Origin of the sequence: Bacillus sp. HSf4 (genome assembly GCF_029537375.1) — a bacterium.
GTDB classification, from domain to species: Bacteria; Bacillota; Bacilli; order Bacillales; family Bacillaceae; genus Bacillus; species Bacillus sonorensis_A.
Genome location: NZ_CP120679.1, coordinates 3,301,043 through 3,322,513 on the forward strand (window position 1 = coordinate 3,301,043; position 21,471 = coordinate 3,322,513).

At 46.2% G+C, this 21,471-nt stretch carries 21 protein-coding genes and 2 pseudogenes; 4 read left to right on the forward strand and 19 right to left on the reverse strand.

Annotation, left to right across the window (positions count from 1 at the left end):
* Window positions 1-12: 12 nt before the first annotated feature.
* Genes P3X63_RS17080 through P3X63_RS17095 form a run of 4 tightly spaced genes read right to left on the reverse strand, consistent with a single transcriptional unit; the run spans window position 13 to window position 1,788 of the window.
* Entirely contained in the window at window positions 13-339 is a 327-nt protein-coding gene (locus P3X63_RS17080; protein WP_077735473.1) for a hypothetical protein, read from the reverse strand.
* The gene (locus tag P3X63_RS17085; protein ID WP_026588518.1) at window positions 336-1,043 is read right to left on the reverse strand and encodes a DUF5081 family protein; all 708 of its coding nucleotides are present in this window, start codon (window positions 1,041-1,043) and stop codon (window positions 336-338) included. Before P3X63_RS17085 ends, P3X63_RS17080 begins: the two co-directional genes overlap by 4 nt.
* Before the next feature lie 19 nt (window positions 1,044-1,062).
* On the reverse strand, window positions 1,063-1,407 hold the full coding sequence (locus P3X63_RS17090; protein ID WP_277691560.1) for a WXG100 family type VII secretion target: 345 nt from the start codon (window positions 1,405-1,407) through the stop codon (window positions 1,063-1,065).
* A gap of 18 nt (window positions 1,408-1,425) precedes the next feature.
* Window positions 1,426-1,788, reverse strand: coding sequence for a hypothetical protein (locus P3X63_RS17095; protein WP_026588520.1), 363 nt, complete (start codon window positions 1,786-1,788; stop codon window positions 1,426-1,428).
* Window positions 1,789-2,176: 388 nt separating this feature from the next.
* On the opposite strand from P3X63_RS17095, the gene P3X63_RS17100 reads away from it, so the two are divergent.
* Window positions 2,177-2,386, forward strand: coding sequence for a zinc ribbon domain-containing protein (locus P3X63_RS17100; RefSeq protein WP_026588521.1), 210 nt, complete (start codon window positions 2,177-2,179; stop codon window positions 2,384-2,386).
* An 83-nt stretch (window positions 2,387-2,469) separates the two neighbouring features.
* Here the strand turns inward: P3X63_RS17100 and P3X63_RS17105 are convergent, their stop codons facing one another.
* Genes P3X63_RS17105 through P3X63_RS17115 form a run of 3 tightly spaced genes read right to left on the reverse strand, consistent with a single transcriptional unit; the run spans window position 2,470 to window position 5,363 of the window.
* Entirely contained in the window at window positions 2,470-2,673 is a 204-nt protein-coding gene (locus tag P3X63_RS17105) for a hypothetical protein (RefSeq protein ID WP_026588522.1), read from the reverse strand.
* A gap of 40 nt (window positions 2,674-2,713) precedes the next feature.
* Window positions 2,714-4,213, reverse strand: a complete 1,500-nt coding sequence (locus P3X63_RS17110) for an alkaline phosphatase family protein (protein WP_277691561.1) — start codon at window positions 4,211-4,213, stop codon at window positions 2,714-2,716.
* A 16-nt stretch (window positions 4,214-4,229) separates the two neighbouring features.
* Entirely contained in the window at window positions 4,230-5,363 is a 1,134-nt protein-coding gene (locus tag P3X63_RS17115) for an MGDG synthase family glycosyltransferase (protein ID WP_277691562.1), read from the reverse strand.
* Window positions 5,364-5,466: 103 nt separating this feature from the next.
* On the opposite strand from P3X63_RS17115, the gene P3X63_RS17120 reads away from it, so the two are divergent.
* Window positions 5,467-6,015 carry a YkoP family protein gene (locus P3X63_RS17120; RefSeq protein WP_026588525.1) on the forward strand — a complete coding sequence of 183 codons (549 nt, stop codon included), beginning with the start codon at window positions 5,467-5,469 and terminating at the stop codon, window positions 6,013-6,015.
* 38 nt (window positions 6,016-6,053) lie between these two features.
* Here the strand turns inward: P3X63_RS17120 and P3X63_RS17125 are convergent, their stop codons facing one another.
* The 3 genes from P3X63_RS17125 to P3X63_RS17135 all read right to left on the reverse strand — a co-directional run bounded on the left by P3X63_RS17125 (window position 6,054) and on the right by P3X63_RS17135 (window position 9,057).
* Complete coding sequence (locus tag P3X63_RS17125) at window positions 6,054-6,869, reverse strand: metallophosphoesterase (protein WP_026588526.1); 816 nt, start codon at window positions 6,867-6,869, stop codon at window positions 6,054-6,056.
* Window positions 6,870-6,987: 118 nt separating this feature from the next.
* Window positions 6,988-7,818 carry an undecaprenyl-diphosphate phosphatase gene (locus tag P3X63_RS17130; RefSeq protein WP_026588527.1) on the reverse strand — a complete coding sequence of 277 codons (831 nt, stop codon included), beginning with the start codon at window positions 7,816-7,818 and terminating at the stop codon, window positions 6,988-6,990.
* 87 nt (window positions 7,819-7,905) lie between these two features.
* A complete protein-coding gene (locus tag P3X63_RS17135; protein ID WP_026588528.1) occupies window positions 7,906-9,057 on the reverse strand; it encodes an AI-2E family transporter in 1,152 nt (383 codons plus the stop codon).
* Between the two features lie 196 nt (window positions 9,058-9,253).
* Here P3X63_RS17135 and P3X63_RS17140 point away from each other — a divergent pair, with 196 nt between their 5' ends.
* A complete protein-coding gene (locus P3X63_RS17140) occupies window positions 9,254-10,249 on the forward strand; it encodes a Gfo/Idh/MocA family protein (RefSeq protein ID WP_026588529.1) in 996 nt (331 codons plus the stop codon).
* A 28-nt stretch (window positions 10,250-10,277) separates the two neighbouring features.
* Here P3X63_RS17140 and P3X63_RS17145 read toward each other — a convergent pair whose 3' ends face one another.
* The 6 genes and pseudogenes from P3X63_RS17145 to P3X63_RS17160 all read right to left on the reverse strand — a co-directional run bounded on the left by P3X63_RS17145 (window position 10,278) and on the right by P3X63_RS17160 (window position 17,351).
* Window positions 10,278-10,802, reverse strand: a complete 525-nt coding sequence (locus tag P3X63_RS17145) for a type 1 glutamine amidotransferase domain-containing protein (RefSeq protein ID WP_277691563.1) — start codon at window positions 10,800-10,802, stop codon at window positions 10,278-10,280.
* Window positions 10,803-10,914: 112 nt separating this feature from the next.
* Window positions 10,915-11,865, reverse strand: coding sequence for a methyl-accepting chemotaxis protein (locus P3X63_RS22945; protein ID WP_410207166.1), 951 nt, complete (start codon window positions 11,863-11,865; stop codon window positions 10,915-10,917).
* Window positions 11,860-12,897, reverse strand: a pseudogene (locus P3X63_RS22950) (HAMP domain-containing protein); the annotation flags it as partial. The pseudogene P3X63_RS22950 and the gene P3X63_RS22945, both read right to left, overlap by 6 nt.
* Before the next feature lie 119 nt (window positions 12,898-13,016).
* Entirely contained in the window at window positions 13,017-13,967 is a 951-nt protein-coding gene (locus P3X63_RS22955) for a methyl-accepting chemotaxis protein (protein ID WP_372708721.1), read from the reverse strand.
* Window positions 13,962-15,002 (reverse strand): annotated as a pseudogene (locus tag P3X63_RS22960) (HAMP domain-containing protein); the annotation flags it as partial. The gene P3X63_RS22955 and the pseudogene P3X63_RS22960, both read right to left, overlap by 6 nt.
* Before the next feature lie 363 nt (window positions 15,003-15,365).
* Window positions 15,366-17,351 (reverse strand): methyl-accepting chemotaxis protein, encoded by a 1,986-nt coding sequence (locus P3X63_RS17160; RefSeq protein WP_026588533.1) that lies wholly within the window; start codon window positions 17,349-17,351, stop codon window positions 15,366-15,368.
* A gap of 135 nt (window positions 17,352-17,486) precedes the next feature.
* On the opposite strand from P3X63_RS17160, the gene P3X63_RS17165 reads away from it, so the two are divergent.
* Entirely contained in the window at window positions 17,487-18,224 is a 738-nt protein-coding gene (locus tag P3X63_RS17165) for a protein-glutamine gamma-glutamyltransferase (RefSeq protein ID WP_077735479.1), read from the forward strand.
* On the opposite strand, the gene P3X63_RS17170 is transcribed toward P3X63_RS17165, so the two are convergent.
* From P3X63_RS17170 to P3X63_RS17180, 3 genes are read right to left on the reverse strand one after another with little or no spacing between them, the layout of a single operon-like run.
* Entirely contained in the window at window positions 18,217-19,257 is a 1,041-nt protein-coding gene (locus P3X63_RS17170; RefSeq protein WP_277691565.1) for a nitronate monooxygenase, read from the reverse strand. The genes P3X63_RS17165 and P3X63_RS17170 overlap by 8 nt on opposite strands.
* 16 nt (window positions 19,258-19,273) lie before the next feature.
* Window positions 19,274-19,675, reverse strand: a complete 402-nt coding sequence (locus P3X63_RS17175; RefSeq protein WP_026588536.1) for a secondary thiamine-phosphate synthase enzyme YjbQ — start codon at window positions 19,673-19,675, stop codon at window positions 19,274-19,276.
* 30 nt (window positions 19,676-19,705) lie between these two features.
* Window positions 19,706-21,406, reverse strand: a complete 1,701-nt coding sequence (locus P3X63_RS17180; protein WP_277691566.1) for a glycoside hydrolase family 13 protein — start codon at window positions 21,404-21,406, stop codon at window positions 19,706-19,708.
* Window positions 21,407-21,471 lie beyond the last annotated feature (65 nt).

Here is a 21,471-nt window from a genome sequence, read left to right on the forward strand (position 1 = left end):
ATCGCCTCGCTTCTATTTCTGGATCTTGTAAAGTTTTTGGAGCTCTTTATCTGTTTCATACATTTTTTCCGCTGCATAGTTGACAATCTGGGCGGCCATCGCGTAATTATCCATGAGCTCCATTGTTTTCCCGAGAATCTCCGGGTAGCTTTCAATCGTTTTCAATGCTTTTCCAGCTTTATAAAATTTAGAATTCGTCAATTTTTGAATTTCCGGCTGAACACCCTCTGTGTAAATCTCGCAAATGCTTTGCAGTTTATTTGAAATGTTGATCATTTCCTCAAACTCCAGTTGGATGTTTGTGCCTCCGCCGCCAGAACCTGCGCTTTCCGCATTCATACCATCGCCCTCCCTGCTCTGAAGTTCATGTGAAGCGCGTCGAAAATCCGATTGTTCATGATGTAAAGGCTGATCCATTCATATCGTTCATTTAACGGATCGATGCAAATAAAATCTTCACCCTTTGTGAAATACAGGCTGGTTGTTTGAAAACCAGGGTCTGTCAGGTTTTGAACTGCAGCAAACTTGAATGTTTCAACAGCCAGGACCTCTCTTTGGTCGAGATCCATCGCCCTCACTTCCGCTTTTTCATCGGGATTCATCGGTTTTGTTAAAAAGGTCCGGTCTTTTTCCCGCGGCTCTCTCATGAAAAAGGACACTTTTGAAATCAGCGATAAATAAACTTCCCGCTTTTCCAAAAAGTCCAATGTGTAGGCTGTGCCAGGGGTGATTTCTGTTAATGCGATGACGCGGTCTTCGTCGTCCGGCAGAAAAGCGCACATCACATTATTGAAACGCACGTATTCTTTGCTTTCGTGATAGTGTTTCAGCATTTCCGTCAGCAAAAAAGCAGCATGTGTCAAATCTCCTTTTTCTGTCAGGATGCCCTTTCGAATGAGGCCGTCCTTAGCCGTCACCGCGCAATCGGGCTCAACCAGTGCGAGCTGTTCGCGCTCGGGAAGGCCGAATATGTATGATACTTCGGCCGCTCCAGCCAAAGCGTAGAGCTCAGCCGCTGTCAGCGTATCTATTTTCACCTGCATGTCCGTTCCCCTTCCATGTTTATAGGCTTTGTATATCCTTCACTTCGCTGAGCTTTGAAAAATCGCCGATGTGTTTTTCTAAATGCTTCAAAGAAGACGTATGATCTTTCAATGCCTTTTTCATATCTGCATTTAAATCAATAATCAGTTCAAGATAGCTCAGAAAAGCATCACGCGTTTTTCCGCTCCATCTACCGCTCTCAACATATGATTTTAATTCGTTCGCCTTGTTCAGCGAGTCGCTGACATGCTTTTCGATTGCTTTTGCATGGGCAAGAGCTTCAGCCGCTCCGTTATGGGAAATTTCCACGGCTTCTCCGCTTACTTTCGACTTGGCAGTATTATAGTTGTAATATCCGTACATGATCCGCCTTTCCCTCCTTTAGCCCTTTTTCTCTTCAGCTTCCGCTTTCGCTTTATAATGCTCCCACTTGCTTTTGGCCTTCGTCTTAGCGTGTTGAATATCATCGAGCATATCGTCAAAATGCTTGATCAATTTCTTTAGATCGGCATCTTTTTCATGACGGGTGTCCTCAAATTCATGAGAAGGAATTTTCATGTCTGGCAGATTGCTCGTCTTATAACTGTTCTTTGTCGATTTAACATCCGATAATTCGGTTTTGACTTCGCTTTCTTTATCAGCCAAATAGTCATATAAATCTTTATACTGATCCCGTTTGCGTTCATTTTCCGTGTAGGAAATGTGCAAAAAGTTACCTGCTGAATCCCAAAAACTTTCGCCCACGGCAGCGGCTCCTTTCGATTCTACTAGTCAATAAAAACTATTTTCCTCTAGTGGATGATATTGTAATAGGTTAATTTTACATGAAGGTCCTATATGAATGAATAGGTTAAATGAATCGTTTTTATGAAACGAATGAGATCATAGGCCTATTTACTAAGGATAAAGGATTAGTCTTATTATCCTTTTTCACTTTATTCCCGAGGCCATTTCTTCATGCTCTGATCCGTGTATTTTTGATGTCAACACAGCTAAAGACGCATTTTCAAACTTGAAAAACAGGGATAAACGAGCGCTTCTTCTAATCATTTCCTGAGAAATATTTTTCTTATAAAGGACATTACAGTATAATGGAATTATTCGATTAGACACCGTGAAAGGAGAAAGCGTCATGAGTGAACAGAAAGGATGCATCAAGTGCGGGAGTACGGAAGCCGGCCAGAAGGAAATTGCAGCCACAGGCACCGGACTTTCCAAATTGTTTGATGTGCAGAATAACCGTTTTCTCGTCGTTTACTGCAAAAAATGCGGCTATTCTGAGCTTTACAATAAAGAGTCATCAACAGCGGGAAACATTCTCGATTTGTTTTTTGGAGGATAAAGAGACTCATGAAAGTGAGTCTCTTTTTTATGTTGCCAGCAGAAAATAAAGGCTATAAACACCAAGTGAACGGATAGCTGACGCTAAAACACGATCGCCAAAAACAAGCTTCCGCTGGAATGGCGATGAAAGGAGAAGAGAACTGTGACAGACAAGAGGATGCCGATCACAAAATCAACCAGCCAAAAGGTCCCCAATATGTTAAACGGTCTGGCATATCGAAATAAATAATTTGTGATATAGAAAAGATTCAGGATCAGGAAGACGGCTAAAATGGCTTTCTTCACATTCCCGCCACTTTCTATATTTGGAATTTACATGATTTTATCACCCTTTTCCACCAATGTCAGCGGCGTTTTCGGTTTCGACCAAACGGATGATCCACTCCTTCACATCGACGAGCCTGTTATATTTCGGCAGAGAGTCCGTTCCGGTGATGATCATCGGGATAAGAGAATCCTGTTTGTGCAAAGCACCGTGGCTGGCGCCGCCGACGTGTGTCGGTGAACCTTCGCCGATAAATTCATATCCGGGCTTTGCGCTGACGATGAGATAATCGCCTTCATGTGAAAAAAACGATGAGTGGAGCCGCGCCAGCGCATCCGGAAACCGGCCGAAGGTGATGCTGTCATTTTGGAGCGTCAAATCCAAAACGTCAGGATCGCCTTCAAGCGTCCATGTTTGTCCATATTCATCTGCGGCAGCGCCGCCCGGTTTGAATGTCAGCTTTCCTTCACGGTCACCCGAGACGACCTCGATGGCGTTCGCGTCATTTTTCCATGCGATGACGTCGATTCTCGCGTCTTTCTCCAGAATGGCAGCCAGCTGTTCCAGTGAAAGCTTTCGTTTGTCCAGCGTGTATATAAAGGCCATTCTTTCGTTGACAGCAAGGACGATTTGATCATCCGCCGCCACGCCTTTTTTTAATTTGACGATTTGATAGCGATCCAAAAGACCTCTTAAATCGATCAATGCTTCTGTCTTCGTTTTGCTGATCCAGGCCTGTCCGTTGTCGCCCAAAATGATCCAAATATAATTCCTTAATGCATCTTCCCTTGACCGAAAGCTGTTTAAGATGTTTTGGACGTGCCGGTCGACTTTGGCCACTCCCTTGACATCAAATCTCCCGTTTTTATGTACATGCTGATCAAGGTCGGGAAAATAGACGAGGGTAAGCGGAGGAACTGTGTTTGAATCGATGAGATGGTTTAATTCGTTAACCGAGAAGCGGTCATTGAAGCCGAATTTTTTCAACAGTGATCGGTTCCGCGGATTGATTTTGGAAAAGCCTCCGTATGAAAACAGCTGCGGCGCATTGATATTCAACATCTGATTCAGACCTGTGATCCATGAAAACAGCGCGGGAACATGCAGATAGCCATCCCTGGCGCCCCTGTGCATCAGCGCATTGATGGAGCATGTGTCGATCCCTTTTTCGGCAAGCTCTTCATGAACGGTTTTCACTTGTTTGCTTAAATGCGTCTGATTCAGGTTGTAAAAAACGTCTTTTGCAGATCGTTTGATGCCCAGTTTCAGCAGTTCTCTGACATGGCTTCCATAATTGATAATCCGCCTCTCCTGTTTGTTATACCAAACGAGCCCAGGCACTTTATGCCCGTCACAATTGACACCTGTCAAAAGTGTGCTGTCAACATTGACTGACATTGTCGGAAACGGGCTGACGACCTCCGGTTCATATCGGCCGTTTTCAAGAAAAAACTTGAAGGCGGGAGCCTGACCGCTTTTAACGGCTTCCTTTAGGGGCTCATCCATCAAAGAATCGACAAGCAGCATGATGACGGGTTTGCTTCGGCTTTCAGATCTCATGGATTCATCTCCTTTCTTATACGTGAGCATTCCCTAAATCGGGCCGGTTATGAATAATCCTTTCGAGTATTTCGCTGATGTCCAGGTCCGACTTTTCTTGCAGATATTGACTGACATTCGCCTGGAAACGAGTGAGGCTTTCTTTCGAGCGAAAAAAAGAAAGCAGCTGTTCTTCGATCGGCTGTTTGTTCCCGTCCTTCAGCTCAATGACAAGGTTCCGTTTCTTCAGCAAGTTCATGTTCATTTCCTCCTGCCCCGGCAGCGCATGATAGATGAAAGCCGGAAGCTGTTTTTCAATGCATTCGCTGATCGTAACACCTCCGGGCTTTGTGATCATTCCCGAAGCCCGTTCGTATAAGCGGTTCATCTCAGACTTGCTCTCAATATAGGGAAAGGCTTGGATCAAGGGATGGTTTAAGCTGTTGACATAACGGTAGAGCTTTCGGTTTTTTCCGCATAGAATGTGATAGGCGACATCTCCTTTTGGCGAGAGCTCCCGCACGAGCTTAAAAATACCGCCCACCCCCATGCTTCCGCCGGTAATCAGCATGTTGTAAAACGGTTTTTTCTCGCTATGACGGACGGTTTGATCCTGCGCTTTGTAGGCGCGGTGAACCGGTATGCCGGTTAGAAAAATCTTCTCTTCATCAACTCCTTCGGACAAGAGCTGCTCTTTAATATCTTTGATCGGCGCAAAGTGATAATCAATATGCTCCCTGCCCCAGATCCGGTTGACGAAAAAGTCGGTATAGACGTTGACGACTTTCATGTTTGGAAATTGACCTTTCAGCTTGTTTAATAAATAAGAGGGCAATGCGTGCGTACAAAACACAATATCCGGCTGTTTATCTTCGATCATCTGCTTCATGCTTTTTAAAAAGATCAGTTCATACATGAGGTGGCGCCGATACGTCTCATGGCTCCCGCAGGCAAGGATGTGATAGACGGAGCTGTAGACTTTCGGGAAGTATTGTATCCATTTTAAATACGCCGCGGAGGAAACCTTTTCAAGGCGCCGATATGTATGTGAAAAAATATCAATTGTCTCAGAGTGGTGCGCTTTCAGGCTCAGCTCGGCCTGAAGTGAATCGGCAACATGATGATGACCTGTTGAAATGCTGAGAAAAGGGAAAATCAGTGCCGTTGTCATTTCAAGGTCCTCCATTTCAGATGATAAATGTTTTCCATTTATATTTTGAAATAATCCAGCCAAAATATAAGTGAATTTTTTGAAGCGAAAGGAAGGTGACAACTTGAGAAGCTGTTTTTTGTCAATATGGAGTGTGATTGACCCGTTTTATTATTTTTTTTCCAGACTGACGCTGATCGATAAAAACAAAAGAAGCATTTTTCGCGTCCGTTTGACGAAGTATAAAGGGATCGATGTGATATTAAGCGATGGAACGGTGATTAAAAAGAACGATGTTCTCATTAAAATTCATCTGCATAATATTAAACTGATCAAAGAGCTGCAAAATATCGAAAGCGCTGTCAGAAGGGGAATTATCATTTATCAAAAGGCTTGCGTATCGATGCCGATTCTGGCACAATATGTAAAAAGCCATAAGCACACTGATCAAATCAAAGGGATCATCGGCATAACAACGCTGCACAAAGGTGTTGAACGGCTCGGATTTGAAGCGGTTGAGCCTGCCAATAAGTTTTACAGGACATTTAAGAAACTCACGCAAATCCCGATTTTATTTTTAATGACAAAGCAATTTTCTTTTCGCAACATCCCGCCATCCCATTATTTGTTTATCTCAAAAGAAAAACTGTTTCATTCCTACCTTCAAAAATAACAAAAAAGAGACCGATGCTATGCAGCAGCCTCTTCTTTTTATGAAATATGATGGAATGTCACTTCCGGCCTGCTTCCGATGCGGATGTTGGCTCCGGTCTGGCCCAATCCTTCACTGATATAAAAAGGTTTATCATGATGATAGTGCAAGCCTTTGATCATATTCATTCGCACAAGCTTTCCCATCTTCACGAGATGATAAGGCTTCGGCCAATGAATTTGTCCGCCGTGAAAATGCCCTGACAAAAGGTAGTCGAAGTGAAATTCCTTCATATCAAGCACAACATTCGGATCGTGCGTCAGTACGAGATGATAGCCGTCTTTTACCCCTTTATATGAGTCTCGGACATTGCTTCTTTTTGTACTGTAGTCATCAATGCCGATAATGTTTAATACCTCGCCTTCCACTTCTATGGAGACGTGTTTGTTTTGCAGGGTGACACATCCGTTTTCCTCCAGAACGCTTTTCAGCTTTTGAAAATGTTCACCTTTCAAGACGTAGTCATGGTTCCCGAACACGGCATACATCCCGTAGGCCGGCTTGAGCTCCCGCAACGCTTTCAAGTACTGAATCAGCTTGGGAATGCTTCGTTTTCGATCAAGAAAATCGCCTGTCAACGCGATCAGATCGATTTGTTTTTTGCCGGCAAGATCAACAATCTTTTCCGGAGAGATCGAAATGTTTTCTAAATGAAGATCTGATAGATGCAGGATGTTCAGCTTTTTTTTGAACGTCTTTGCATGTGTCCGGTTGACGGTAATCGTGTTGACTTTCACATCTTTTGTATTGTGATTCGCTTTATATAAAATAGGAATCATTCCTAATATCAACAATAAGAGTACAATGATAAACATAACAACATCTCCTCCCTCTTACTAGTATAGTAAGCCGGCAGGATGTTTGATAGTGGGAAATAATAGTATATCAATCTATTGACCTATATAAAAAACCGATTTCTCTTCGGAAATCGGTCTAAAGAAATAAAATGAACAGGAGAATGCCGAGAATGATCCGATAAATCGCAAACGGAACGAGCTTAATTTTATTGATCAGTCTGAGGAAAAAACGGACGACGAAAAGGGCAACCACAAAAGCGCTGATAAATCCCGCGATAAAAAACGGGAGAACGTCCGCGCTTAAGAATTCGCGGTTTTTAATCAAGGAAAGCAGGCTTGCCCCCATCATGATCGGGATCGCCATAATGAACGTGAAATCGGCGGCCGCTCTGTGATTTAATCCGAGAATGACACCGCCCGAAATCGTTGAGCCTGACCGGGAAAAGCCCGGCCAAAGCGCCAGACATTGAAACAGCCCCATACCAAGCGCCTGTTTGTATGTCATTCTGTCGACTGAGTCAGTCGTAGATTTCCGTTTATTGATCACATCCGCAATCAGCATCAGAACCGCCCCTGCGATGAGTCCGACGGCGACGGTGCGGACGGAGAACAGGTACCGGTCAATATAATCCTCGAATAAAAACCCAAGCACTGCGGCGGGAACGAGCCCGACGGCGATTTGTGCGAGCGACAGCCGGCTGCCTTGCTTCTGCTCCTCCGTGATGTTTTTCTTCATGCCGAGCAGATTGAGAATCCGGTCTTTGAAGACGATGGCGACGGCCAGAATGGAGCCGAGCTGAATCACAACTTTAAAGGTGTTGGCCGCTTCCGGAGTAAGCAGCTCTTTTGACTTGAGCCACAGATCATCGGCGATGATCATATGCCCTGTTGACGAGACAGGCGCATATTCAGTGAGCCCTTCAACAATTCCCAACATAACGGCGACAATAAGATCCCAAAAATTCATATGTCATTCCTTTCTCTTTTTTCGCATCTCACGGCGCGAAATTGGAAACCTGTCCTTATCAGCATTTATATTGTTCGTTTCCGGGGTTTATGTTTGGTCTTCTTCTGTTTTTTCATACAGGTGTGAACGCTGTTTAAACCACTCAAACAGATGGATGACAATGACTTTGATGACGGCATATCCCGGAATGGCAAGGATGACGCCGATGACGCCGAACAGCTTGGCGGCCGTCAGCAACACAAAAATGATCGTCACCGGATGGATATGCAGATTTTTCCCCATGATCTGCGGCGAAATAAATTTGCCTTCAAACAGCTGGACAACGGTCCAGACGATAATCAGCTTCACAAGCATAAACGGGGATGTCACAAGGGCGATAATAATCGCCGGCGTGATCGCAATCGTCGGCCCGAGATACGGGACAATGCTCGTACATGCTGCGACAACCGCCAAAAGAGAAGCATATTCAAGGCCGATGATCATATACCCAATGAACAAAAGACAGCCGATGCAAAAGCTGACGATGATCTGTCCCCTGATGTAGGAGCTTAAGCGGTGGTTCATCTCAGACATCATGACATACGTCTGTTCTCTTAAACGGACCGGGACGACTTTCAAAATAAACAACGGCAGTTTTTTGCCGTCCTTCAGCAAGTAAAACAGGATAAAAGGCACGGTCACAATGGAGATAACGACTTCGGTCACAGCCCCGATAAAGGTTCCCACACCGGTGAACGTACTGTTTAAAATACTTGTTGCCTGATCGGATAATTTTCCGGCCAGATCCGTCAGGTTAATATTCAGCGTCTGCTGCACTTGGTTGAAAAACCGGCTTCCGATCAGCTGTTTAATTTGATCCTCGACAATGTGGACATACCTTGGAAAATTGTTGACGAGGCTCATAATCTGTTCCTTCAAAAACGGGATGACCGAGACGATCGAGATCGTAATCAAACCGATGATCACGATGTAAAGAAGGAGTATCGAATACACTCTCTTCACTTTTTTCCGTTCCAAAAAATCGACGATCGGATTTAGCAGATAATAGACAACGCCTGTCAGCACAACCGGCAGAGCGACCGTCTCGATGAGAACAATAAAAGGTGTGAAGACAAATGAAGCTTTCGTAAATACTAGGATGTTCAGTCCGATCAGCAGCAGGACAAGCAAAAACAACACGAATTTATTGTCTAAGAAAAACTTTTTAAACCTGCCGCCCCACATTTGCAATGATTCCATGGCGTTCCTCCATTAACGTCGTTTAAATAGATTGTACACTATTGCTTCTGTACTGAAAAATAAAAACCGTGCATTTTGGTCTTTTTTTCCGCTTGTTCATCAAGATGGTGATCAAGTGTTTCCGACTTTTGTCTTCCGGCTGCAAAACAAAACGCGGTATACTATTCTTATATCACCTGCAGAGGGGGAAATGAGCATGATACGGTTCGGTGTAGTCGGAACCAATTGGATTACAGACCGCTTTCTTGAAGCGGCAAGGATGACGGACGATTTTCAATTGACAGCCGTCTATTCAAGGACGGAGGAGCGCGGGAGCGAATTTGCCCAAAAATACGGCGTGACCGCCGTTTTTACTGATATTGAAAAGATGGCTGCAAGCGACTGTCTTGATGCGGTTTACATCGCAAGTCCCAATTCTTTACATAAAGAACAAGCGGTGACCTTCATGAAAAACGGGAAACACGTTTTATGCGAAAAGCCGCTTGCGTCCCATGTCGGAGAGGCTGAGGAAATGGTGAAAACAGCCCGAGCTCACCGGGTCGCTTTGATGGAGGCCATGAAAACCACGTTTCTTCCAAACTTTCAAAACATCATCAGCCATTTGCCAAGGATCGGAAAAATCCGTCGCTTTATAGCCAGCTACTGCCAGTATTCCTCGCGTTATGACGCCTATCGAAACGGCACCGTTTTAAATGCGTTCAATCCCGCTTTTTCAAACGGCTCCCTGATGGATATCGGCGTCTATTGCATCCATCCGGCTGTCGTTTTGTTTGGGAGGCCGCTCGATATTAAGGCGAACGGGCTGATCCTTGAATCGGGAGCGGATGGGGAAGGAACGGTGCTTTTAACATATGAGGGGCATGAAGCCGTCCTGATGCATTCGAAAATCGCCGACTCCTACATCCCGGCGGAAATTCAGGGGGAAGACGGCTCAATCATCATCGATAAAATCCACCGGCCTGAAAAGGTCGAAATCCGTTTCCGCGACGGCAGCATTGAAGATATCACACTCGCTGATAAAAAGCCGGCGATGTTTTATGAAACAGTCGAATTTATCAATTTAATTAAACAGGGCCGGATCGAATCAACCTGGAATTCGTTTGAACGGTCTCTCGCCACTTTAGCGGTCATGGATGAAGCGCGAAAGCAGATCGGCCTCGTTTTTCCGGCAGACCGAAAGACAAACAAATGAGCCGCCGGATTGAAGGGCGGCTCCTCTCTTAATATTGCGCCAAAAGATCGGCAAATGCTTTGACATAAGCCGGCAGATCGGGCGGGCGGCGGCTGGACACGATATGGCCGTCAACGACAGCGGGTTCATTCACCCATGTGGCGCCGGCATTTTCCATGTCATCTTTAATCCCCGGCGTGCTCGTCACCTTCCTGCCTTCCAAAATGCCGGCGGAAATCAGCACCCAGCCGGCGTGGCAGATTTGTCCGATCGGCTTCCGCCTTTCGTTGAATGTCCGGATCATGTCAAGCACTTCGGGGTATCTTCTCAGCTTATCAGGCGCCCATCCCCCCGGAACAAGAATCGCGTCATATTCTTCGATGTTCACGCTTCTCATATCATAATCCGATACCGCAGGGACGCCGTGTTTCCCTTTGTATTCATGATCCGCTTTTTCACCGATGATATGAACGATCGCCCCTTCTTCCTTAAGCCTTAAAATCGGATACCAAAGCTCTAAATCTTCAAATTCATCGCTCACCAAAGCCATGACTTTCTTTCCTTCCAATCGCATTCGGATTCCCTCCCATTTTTCCATCAGGTCCTATATTTATTCCCTTCCCGTTCTGGCGGTAAACATGCCTCTTTCCGAAAAGGCCGCCGGATAAAGCCGGCAGCCTGGGAAATTAGTCTATTTTAAATTTTTTCGTCAAATCGCGAAGCTCTTCAGCCATTTGTTCGAGCGTGGCTGCGGATGAACTGATTTCTTCCATTGAAGCAAGCTGCTCTTCCGCGGAAGCGGCGATATCCTGAATGCTGCCTGAGCTTTCTCTCGATACTTCGGCGATTTCTTCCACCGCACCGGCGACTTGCTGTGAGCCCTGTGACAGCTGTTCAACAGCGGTGTTCATCATCTGCAGTTTTCCTGCGATTTCGTTTGTCATGTCATAGATTTGTTTAAAGCTTGCATCTGTTTCATCTGTTATGTTGAGCCCGGACTGTACCTCGCGGTTAACGTTCTGGAACATTTCAAGGGACTTTCCGATTTCATTGACGATTTCCTGGATCAGGCCTTCGATTTCCTTAGCGGATGAAGCGGATTGTTCGGCCAGTTTGCGCACTTCCTCAGCTACGACTGAGAAGCCCCGTCCGGCTTCTCCAGCCCTTGCGGCTTCAATCGCCGCATTCAGCGCCAGCAAATTCGTTTGATCCGCGATCCCGTTGATGACGCGCAGGATGGCTGTAATGTCTTTTGATTTGCCTTCAAGGCCTTTGACGACAGATTCCGCCTGTTTGACTGACTGGTCGATTGAGTTCATCTGTCCGACTGTTTTTTGCACAAGCTCTCCGCCTGTTCCGGCGATTTCGGTCGATTGCAGCGATGATTCCGTAATCGAGGCGGAGGTTTTGGACATGTCAAGCAAGCGGTTATTCATGTCTGTCAGCTGCTCAGCGCTTGTTTCGACTTTCTCATTCTGGCTTTCATTTCCGTTGGAAAATTGTTCGATCGCCGATGTAATATGCTCTGTCGCCTTGCTTGTCTGATCTGCGCTGGCCGTCAGCTGTTCTGACGAAGAAGCGACATTTTCAACAGAGGTCTGGATGACGCTGATCAATGAACGAAGCGACTCAGCCATTTCATTAAAGCTTATGCCCAGCTGTCCAAGCTCATCCTTTGTACGGACATTGATCGTCTGTGTCAGGTCTCCGCTGCTGATGTTTTTCGCGGACGAAACAAGCCTTCTTAACGGGCCTGTGATCGATCTGATGATCAAGATCATCAGAAAGACGCCTGCTGCGATGCTGACGGCGAGCGTGATCAAAGCGGCGTTTAAAACAGGCTTTGATGCTTCGGCGATTTCATCTGTATACATCGTTCCGCCGATTTTCCAGCCGGTCAGTTTGTTTGTCGCGAAAGCCATTTGCTTATCGCCGTCTAATCGATATGATATTGTCCCTTTTTCCTTGGCGTAAACCGCTTTAGACCAGCTGCCGTCAACAACTGAGCCCGCTTCATTTTTCGGGTGGGCGACATACTTTTTATCAGCGCTTGTGATAAAAGCGTAGCCCCTCTTGCCGATTTTGACGCGCTCTGTTGCTTTAATCAGCTCATCGATTTTCATGTTGATCGCCACAACGCCGGAGCCGTCCTCATTTTGCTTAGCGATCGTGATGACCATCGTGCCTGTTGACGCTGTCTTGTAAGGATCTGTGATGACCACTTCTCCTTTATGTTCAACAGCCTTTTTATACCAATCCCTTTCAACCGGATTATAGCCGCTTGGCATTTCCTGAAACGGATAGCGGACGAACAGCCCGTCTTTTGATCCCGTAAAAATACCTTCGACATCAGGATGCAGTTTGGCATACTGTTCAAATTTGTCTTTGATGGAGGCATTCCCTTTCTCTTGATATGAACTTTCCTTAAACAAACTTGAGAAATGGGATGCCGCATCCGCTTTTTGACTGATATTCTGATCGATGATGTCATTCAGCTGTTCGACGTTCTCCCGCGCATTGTCCATGATCTCCGTTTTAAGCGTACTGCTTGCCGTCTGGTAAGCGCTGTATGAGAGAACAATGATCGGAACGGTTAAAATAAACAAGAATGAAAGAATTAATTTCTTGCCTATTGAAGGATGTTTGATCCATTTGATCATTTTTGACATAGTCTTGTTGACTCCTTTTCTTTTATATTCTTTAATATCGGTTTTCCCATATGGGTTTTTTAACTTTTTTATAGTCAAAATGAACTAAAAACACCCAGAATGGTTCTGGGTGTTCTCACTTATTCGATCTTGAATTGCTTTGTCAAATCCCGCAGCTCCTCAGCCAGTTCCGCCAATGTTGTTGAAGAAGCGCTGATCTCCTCCATTGAGGCGAGCTGTTCCTCCGCTGAAGCGGCGATATCCTGGATGCTTGCGGTGCTTTCTCTGGAAACATCTGCAATCTCTTCGACAGCGCCCGACACTTCCTGTGATCCTTGCGATAGCTGCTCTGCAGCGGCATTCATCGTCTGCAGCTTGCCGGCAATATCATTTGTCATCTCATATATGGTTCTAAAGCTTGACGCCGTTTCATCAGTTATGTTGAGCCCTGACTGGACTTCATGGTTGACCGATTGAAACATGTTCAGAGAGTGATCGATTTCTTTGACGATTTCCTGAATCAGATTTTCGATTTCTTTCGCCGAATCCGCTGATTGGGCCGCAAGCTTCCTTACTTCTTCGGCTACGACCGAGAAGCCTCTGCCCGATTCCCCGGCACGGGCAGCTTCGATCGCGGCATTCAGCGCAAGCAGGTTCGTTTGATCAGCGATTCCGTTAATGACGCGCAAAATGCTCGTGATGTCTTTTGATTTGCCTTCAAGTCCTTTGACGACCGCTTCGGCCTGCTTGACGGACCGGTCAATTGAATTCATTTGGCCGACCGTCTTTTGCACAAGCTCTTCCCCTTTGCCGGCAATCTCCGTCGATTTGACAGAAGCATCGGTAATGACTGCGGACGTTTTGGACATATCCTGCAGTCCGTTGTTCATCTCATTCAGTTGCTGTGCGCTCGCTTCTACTTTTTCTTTCTGGCTTTCATTCCCGTCAGAGAATTGTTCAATGGCCATTGTGATATGTTCGGTCGCTTTGCTTGTCTGTGCAGCGCTTGCGTGCAGCTCTTCAGATGAAGACGCCACATTGTCGACCGACGTTTGAATGACGCTGATCAGCTTCTTGAGAGAATCGGCCATTTCATTAAAGCTTGTCCCAAGCTGGCCGAATTCGTCTTTAGAACGGACTTCGATTTTTTGCGTCAAATCTCCGCTGCTGATGCTTTTCGCCGAGGAAACAAGCTGATTTAACGGTTTGCTGATTCCGCGAACGATGAAGTAGACGAGAATCCCTCCGAGGGCGATCGCAGCCGCCAAAATGATCATCGCCATATTAAATACCGGCTGGGCCGCTTCAGATATTTCCTCCGTAAACATCGTTCCGCCGATTTTCCAACCGGTCAGCTTGTTTGTTGTGAAGGCCATCTGCTTTTCTTTGCCTTGGAACGTATATTGAAAAGAACCTTTTTCTTTGCCGTACATTTGTGCCACCCAATCACCTTTGCCCTCCGTTCCGGCTTTAATGGTCGGATGGGCCACATACTTTTTGTCATCGCTTGAAATAAACGCAAACCCGTTTTTGCCGATATTGACGCGCTCTGACGCTTTAATCAGCTCATCGATTTTCATGTTGACAGCGACAACACCGGAGCCGTCCGCCGTCTGCTGTGCGATCGTGACGACCATCGTGCCGGTCGAAGCCGTTTTGTAAGGGTCTGTCACAATGACTTTGCCTTTATTTTCAACGGCTTTCTTATACCAGTCCCTTTCAACCGGATTATAATCGCTTGACATCTTTTCATTTGGGTAGCGGACGAACAATCCGTCATTTGAACCTGTGAAGATTGCTTCCACGTCTTCATTCAGCTTGGCGTACTGCTCGAATTTTTCCTTCAGTGACACATTTCCTTTCTCTTTATAAAGCTTCTCATTCACCCAATCGCTGAAATAGGAAACCGCATGTTCTTTCTTTCCGATATTTTGATCAATGATTTCATTGAGCTGTTCAACATTATCCTGGGCGCTTCTCATGATCTCGCTTTCGAGAGAGCTTCCCGCCGTGTGATAGGCGCTGTAGGATAGAGCTAAGATCGGTACTGTCAGCACCAATAAAAAACTCAAAAACAGCTTTTTTGAAATAGACGGACGTTTGAGCCAGTCCAATTGTGTTTTCATTTGATATAACTCCTTTAGTTCAAGATTATGAAACTAATATCGGAGACCGGGCTCATTTGTGTATATTAAAAAACTTTTATAAGTATTTCAGAAAATTCTTTAAAGCGAAGCAAAAAATCCTAAAACGGTTAAAGTTTTAGGATTTTTTCTTCCTTTCAGCGTGACCTTCAACCCTTGCAGTCTAGGAAGGCCGAGCATCGAAGCGGGCTTTCACAGGATGTGATGACGGCGGCGTTCAGGCAGGACGCCTGCGCAATTAGCCGCCGTTCCTTTTTCTATTCGTGCGCACCGACTTAGCAGGCCTGACAACGAATGCGAGGGTTTGTCGACACGCAGAAAGGGCTGTTAAAACAGCCCTTTCTGCTATTCAAGCTTAAATTTTTTCGTTAAATCGCGAAGCTCTTCTGCCATTTGTTCAAGAGTTGCAGCTGATGAGCTGATCTCTTCCATGGAAGCGAGCTGTTCTTCCGCCGATGCGGCAATGTCCTGAATGCCGGCGGAGCTTTCTCGTGAAACATCTGCAATCTCTTCGACCGCTCCCGAAATCGCTTGTGAACCGTCTGTTAATTGTTCGACCGTGCCATTCATCGTCTGCAGCTTTCCGGCGATTTCATTTGTCATATCATAGATTTGCTTAAAGCTTGATTCCGTCTCTTCTGTAATGACAAGACCTGACTGCACTTCCTCGTTGACGGATTTGAACATGTTGAGAGAGTGTTCGATCTCTTTGACGATGTCCTGAATCAGCGTCTCGATTTCTTTCGCCGATCCTGCTGATTGTGCGGCGAGCTTCCTTACTTCTTCAGCGACGACTGAAAAGCCTCTGCCCGATTCTCCGGCGCGCGCTGCTTCGATGGCGGCGTTCAGCGCCAAAAGATTCGTCTGGTCGGCAATGCCGTTGATCACGCGGAGGATTGCCGTGATGTCTTTGGATTTTGATTCCAATCCTTTGACAACGCGTTCAGCCTGCTTGACTGATTGATCAATCGAATTCATCTGACCGACGGTTTTCTGGACGAGCTCTCCGCCTGTTTCGGCAATTTCCGTCGATTGAATGGATGAAGCCGTAATCGTTTCTGATACACCGGCCATTTCGGTCAGCTGGTCATTCATTTGGCTGAGCTGTCGTGAGCTTGTTTCGACTTTTTCGTTCTGATTTTCAGCGCCGCTTGAGAACCGCTCGATGGCCAATGTAATATGTTCGGTCGCTTTGCTCGTCTGATCAGCGCTTGCTGTCAGCTGTTCTGAGGATGAGGCTACATTGTCAACCGATTCTTGAATGGCACTGATCAGCGCGCGCAATGAGTCGGCCATCTCGTTAAAGCTTGTGCCAAGCTGACCGAGTTCGTCCTTGGAGCGCACTTCGATTTTTTGTGTCAGATCCCCATTGCTGATGCTCTTGGCAGATGAAACGAGCTGATTTAACGGTTTGCTGATCGCCCGGACGATGAAGTAGACGAGAAGGCCGCCCAATACAATGGCTCCAGCCAGCGTGATGATCGCCATATTGAAGACCGGCTGTGCAGCATGTTTGATTTCGTCTTTATACATCGAGCCGCCGATTTTCCAGCCAGTCAATTTGTTCGTCGTGTAAACCGTTTTCTTTTCTTTACCTTTTTCCGTAACATCGAACACGCCGCTTGCTTTGCTGTACATGTTGTCGGTCAAAGCCGTTCCCGCTTCAGTGCCGGCCTTGATCTCAGGATCGGCGATATAGTTTTTGTCATTGCTTAATATGAAAGCATGGCCGGTTTTGCCGATATTGATGCTGTTCGCCGCTTCGATCAGCTTGTCAATATTCATGTCAAGCGCGACAACGCCTGATCCGTCTTTCGTTTGCTTTGCGATGGTGACAACCATATGTCCTGTTGATGCCGACTCATATGGTTCTGTGACGATCGTTTCGCCTTTTTTTTCTACCGCCTGTTTATACCAATCCCTCTCCACCGGATCATATCCATCCGGCAGTGGTGCATTAGGATATTGAGCATAGATGCTTTCATTCGAGCCGGTGAACACGAGCTCCACATCAGGATTTTGCTTGGAAAATTGCTCAAATCTTTGTTTGATGGAAGCCTGTCCCTTCTCCTCGTACGCCTTTTGATCCACCCATTCGCTGAAATACGCGATAGATGTTTCCTTGGCGCCGATATTTTGGGTGATCACTTCATTCAATTCATCGACATTGTCTTTGGCGCTCCTCATGATCTCGTCTTCAAGCGTACTGCTCGCCGTGTAGTATGAAGTAAACGAAAGTACTAAAATCGGAATGGTTAAAATTAATATAAATGAAAAAATGAGTCTTTTTGAAATAGAAGGACGCCTTGTCCAGTCCAATAGCCTTTTCATAAATGATGTCTCTCCTTTCTCTACTTTTATCGGAGAGAGATCATATTTTTTAAATAAAAAAAGCAGGAAATGAAACCATTTTCGTGCCCAAGCTTTAAGGCATATCTTAATAAAAAAGGAAAAGGGTGTTTTTCCATGATAAATATTTCGGGCTATTGGCTTCGCCCTGAGGATGCGGAAAAACTGAATGTCAGCGGGATGCAAAAAGAGATTGCCGACCAGATGCTCGCCATGCCTTCCAGCTACAGCTACAGCACGGTGTCTGAACTGTTATTCGAGCTCAGCTTCAGGGAGAATACGATCGAATCAGCCAGGGCGCTGATCAACAGCGGTGCCAGGTTTGCCACATTTTCAAAAACATATGGCAATGAGGCGTATTGGAGGGTGTCGCCTGAAGGGGCATTGGAGTTGAGATACAGAGTGTCCCCTTCCAATGCGATAAAAGACATTTTTGAAAGGGGCTCTCTTTATGCGTTTGAATGTGCAACTGCCATCGTCATCATCTTTTATATGGCGTTGATCAAAACGATTGGCGGGCAAACGTTTGATCAGCATTATGACAGAATCATCTTATATGACTGGCATTATGAGAAGCTTCCGATCTACACGGATAAAGGGAACGATTATCTGCCCGGAGACTGCCTGTATTTTAAAAATCCCGAATTTGATCAGGAAAGGCCGCAATGGCGTGGAGAAAACGCCATTTATTTAGGCCATAATCAATATGCGGCACACGGATTGGGTATCCTGAGCGCCGAAGCTATCATAGAAAAGTTGAATAAGCTGAGAAAACCGAATGCACAGACCTCCGCCTATTTGATGAGTCAGGTGACACGGGTCGATATTCCGACGATCTTTCAGATCATCAGATAACGCCGGCGGGACAGAGCTGTTCCATCAGCTCTTCTACGGTTGTTTCTTTTTCTATAGCGCGCGCGGCCTGACCGCACCATAAAGACATGTTGCCGGGGTTGTTTTCAAGCTGCGCCTTTTTTCTCATCGGTTTTGTCAATGCGTTTTGCAGCGGATACGGCAATGCCTCATCCTCATCTTGCCGCCTGTCTTCCATCCACTGATTGACAATGCCTCTTGCCGGTTTTCCTGAAAACAATCTCGTCAGCCTTGTGTCCGTCTCAGCCGCCCTGATCAATTGTTGCTTGTAAATTTGAGATGTTCCGCTTTCACTGCACGCCAAAAATACGCTTCCCAATTGGACGCCTTGTGCGCCCAGCGCGAATGCTGCCGCTACTCCTCTTTTGTCAAAAATGCCTCCCGCCGCGACTACTGGAACCGACACATGGTCTGCTGCTTGCGGAATCAGGGCCATTGACCCGACGGCGGCCTCTCCCTTCGTATGTAAGAAAGCTCCCCTGTGACCGCCCGCTTCACTTCCCTGAACAACGATGACATCCATGCCTTTCTCTTCAAGCAGCAGCGCTTCTTCAACAGACACTGCGGTTCCGATCAAACAGCATTGTCGTTTTTTAAGCTCTCCTACAACCTCGGCGGGCGGCACACCAAACGTAAACGAACAGACTTTGACATCCGATTTGAGAATGATGTCAATTTTTTCATTAAAATCAGACCAATCCTGTTCCTCGCTTGTCTCAGGCTCTGCCGACTGTGATAAAGGGATTTTCTTTTGCCAGCCTTCCAGTTTTTCGCGGCTGACCTGTTCCCTTTTTTCCGGAACAAACAGATTGACTTGAAACAAGGCGGGTGTGAGCTCTTTCGTTTCTTCGATCTGCCTTTTTAAAGCTGCAGGTGTCAAATAACCCGAAGCCAGGCTGCCCAGACCGCCTTGATTGGAAACAGCGGCAGCAAGCCGGGGCGTTGCCGGTCCGCCGGCCATCGGCGCTTGTATAATCGGCTTTGACAGCGAGAGAAGCTTCATTAATTCGTTCATTGCCGTGATCCCCCTTTTAATCGGCTATGATTTTAAAATAGCAGGTTCGCGATCTCGGACCGTCGAATTCGCAGAAATAAATGCCCTGCCATGTGCCAAGAATCAGCTTTCCGTCTGCAATGATGATGTGTTGTGACGCCCCGACAGTGCTCGATTTCATGTGAGCGGCAGTATTGCCTTCCATATGGCGGTCAAGTCGATGCTCCCAAGGATACACTTCATCAAACCGTCTCAGCATATCGCGTTTTACATCGGGATCAGCGTTTTCGTTTATCGTAATCCCGGCTGTTGTATGGGGGCAATAGATGATCACGGCGCCGTTTGAAACGCCCTTTTCCGTGATAAACTGTTGCACTTCATCAGTGATGTCAAGCATTTCATCGCGCCGGGCTGTCTGTATCCGTATTTTTTTCAGCATATACAATCGGCTCCTTTCTTTTCGCGCCCATTACTTCACTTCGTTAAAAGTCGCCGATTTCCTTTCTGAATATAAGTAAATGCGTGCTTCATACGGCTTCATGATAAAGGAAGTCAGATGTTTATGGTTTTGGATATCGATATTGGACATGAGGAGCATGTCGCTTGATAATGGATATGCTGAATGCTGATAAAATGCAATACGCCGGCTTAAGTTCACAATCACAATCGCTTTCTCTCCCCCAAGCTTGCGCAAATAGGCTATAATCTGCGGGTCCTCTGGAAGAAGCAGCTCAAACGTTCCATCGATGAAAACGTCATGGCGTTTTCTGAGGGCGATGATCTGTTTATAAAAGCGGTAGATGGAATGCCTCTCTTTTTGCTCGTTTGCGACATTGATCGTGCAATAATTGTCATTGATGTTCAGCCACGGCTTCCCGCAGGTAAACCCGGCATTTTGCCCATCCGTCCATTGCATCGGTGTTCTGGCGTTGTCTCTGCTCTTTTTCCGCACCGACTTCATGATGTCTTCATGTGAGCGGCCTTTTTCTTTCTGAATACGATAGAACCTCTTGACGGAAACATCGTCATAATCTTCTATACGAGAGAATGCCGCGTTTGTCATGCCGATTTCCTGGCCTTGAAAAATAAACGGTGTTCCCTTCATCAAAAAATACATCGCAGCCAAAGCTTTTGCACTTTCAATTCTGTAAGTCCCATCCTCCCCCCAAACTGAAACGGCGCGAGGCTGATCGTGATTTTCGATAAAAAGCGCATTCCATCCCGTCACTTCAAGAGCGGTCTGCCAACTTGACAAAATTCGCTTCAGGCGCACGATGTCGATCTGTTCTTCATCGTCAATATCCCAAAGTCCGAGATGTTCAAATTGAAAAATCATGTTGAAGATGCCGTTTTTCTCGCCGACCCATGCCTCCGCTTCTTCAGCGCTGACTCCATTCGCTTCTCCGACCGTCATGATATCAGGATGCCTGGCGAATGTTTCTTCCTTCAGTTCCAGGAGAAAGTCCATGATTCCCTCAACATTCATATGGAAGGCAAAGGACGGGACAAATCGGAGCCCTTCTGGATTGGGGAGATCCGGAAGCCCTGCTTTTTTCTTAATATGCGAAATCGCGTCCACTCTAAAGCCGTCGATTCCTTTATCAAGCCACCAATTGATCATGCTGTAGAGCGAGCGGCGCATATCACCGTTTTCCCAATTCAAATCGGGCTGTTTTTCGTCAAAAATGTGGAGATAGTACTGATCTGTTTTTGGATCAAAGCTCCAGGCGGAACCGCCGAATATGCTTTCCCAATTGTTTGGCTCATGCCCGCCTTTCCCGTCCTTCCAAATATACCAGTCCCGTTTTGGCGATGTTTTGTCTGACCTTGATTCAATGAACCATGGATGCTCATCACTTGTATGATTGATGACGAGATCAATGATCAGTTTCAAACCGAGCCGGTGCGCTTCGGCCAATAATGCGTCAAAGTCGGCCATCGTCCCGAATTCTTTCATGATGCTTTGATAATCCCTGATGTCGTAGCCATTGTCGGCATTAGGGGAATCAAAGACCGGACAGATCCAGATCGCATCCGCACCAAGCTCCTGAATATAAGGCAGCTTCATCCTGATCCCGTTCAAATCCCCGATCCCGTCCCCGTCGGAATCCATAAAACTGCGCGGATAGATTTGATAGACGACCGCTTCTTTCCACCATGCCCTTGTCATTCAAACACTCCTTAGCTGTTGTTTCCATATTATATAAGGAAACAATACAAGTTATGAACTGTTTC

Bases quoted from the DNA above. Each gene is read 5' to 3' on its own strand.
- P3X63_RS17145 (WP_277691563.1), bottom strand. From the start codon at position 10,802: ATGCGATTGGAAGGAAAGAAAGTCATGGCTTTGGTGAGCGATGAATTT.
- P3X63_RS17135 (WP_026588528.1), bottom strand. From the start codon at position 9,057: ATGGAATCATTGCAAATGTGGGGCGGCAGGTTTAAAAAGTTTTTCTTA.
- P3X63_RS17140 (WP_026588529.1), top strand. From the start codon at position 9,254: ATGATACGGTTCGGTGTAGTCGGAACCAATTGGATTACAGACCGCTTT.
- P3X63_RS17125 (WP_026588526.1), bottom strand. From the start codon at position 6,869: ATGTTTATCATTGTACTCTTATTGTTGATATTAGGAATGATTCCTATT.
- P3X63_RS17130 (WP_026588527.1), bottom strand. From the start codon at position 7,818: ATGAATTTTTGGGATCTTATTGTCGCCGTTATGTTGGGAATTGTTGAA.
- P3X63_RS17090 (WP_277691560.1), bottom strand. From the start codon at position 1,407: ATGTACGGATATTACAACTATAATACTGCCAAGTCGAAAGTAAGCGGA.
- P3X63_RS17160 (WP_026588533.1), bottom strand. From the start codon at position 17,351: ATGAAAAGGCTATTGGACTGGACAAGGCGTCCTTCTATTTCAAAAAGA.
- P3X63_RS17100 (WP_026588521.1), top strand. From the start codon at position 2,177: ATGAGTGAACAGAAAGGATGCATCAAGTGCGGGAGTACGGAAGCCGGC.
- P3X63_RS17175 (WP_026588536.1), bottom strand. From the start codon at position 19,675: ATGCTGAAAAAAATACGGATACAGACAGCCCGGCGCGATGAAATGCTT.
- P3X63_RS17180 (WP_277691566.1), bottom strand. From the start codon at position 21,406: ATGACAAGGGCATGGTGGAAAGAAGCGGTCGTCTATCAAATCTATCCG.
- P3X63_RS17115 (WP_277691562.1), bottom strand. From the start codon at position 5,363: ATGACAACGGCACTGATTTTCCCTTTTCTCAGCATTTCAACAGGTCAT.
- P3X63_RS17110 (WP_277691561.1), bottom strand. From the start codon at position 4,213: ATGAGATCTGAAAGCCGAAGCAAACCCGTCATCATGCTGCTTGTCGAT.
- P3X63_RS22945 (WP_410207166.1), bottom strand. From the start codon at position 11,865: ATGGCTGAGTCGCTTCGTTCATTGATCAGCGTCATCCAGACCTCTGTT.
- P3X63_RS22955 (WP_372708721.1), bottom strand. From the start codon at position 13,967: ATGGCCGATTCTCTCAAGAAGCTGATCAGCGTCATTCAAACGTCGGTC.
- P3X63_RS17165 (WP_077735479.1), top strand. From the start codon at position 17,487: ATGATAAATATTTCGGGCTATTGGCTTCGCCCTGAGGATGCGGAAAAA.
- P3X63_RS17080 (WP_077735473.1), bottom strand. From the start codon at position 339: ATGAATGCGGAAAGCGCAGGTTCTGGCGGCGGAGGCACAAACATCCAA.
- P3X63_RS17170 (WP_277691565.1), bottom strand. From the start codon at position 19,257: ATGAACGAATTAATGAAGCTTCTCTCGCTGTCAAAGCCGATTATACAA.
- P3X63_RS17085 (WP_026588518.1), bottom strand. From the start codon at position 1,043: ATGCAGGTGAAAATAGATACGCTGACAGCGGCTGAGCTCTACGCTTTG.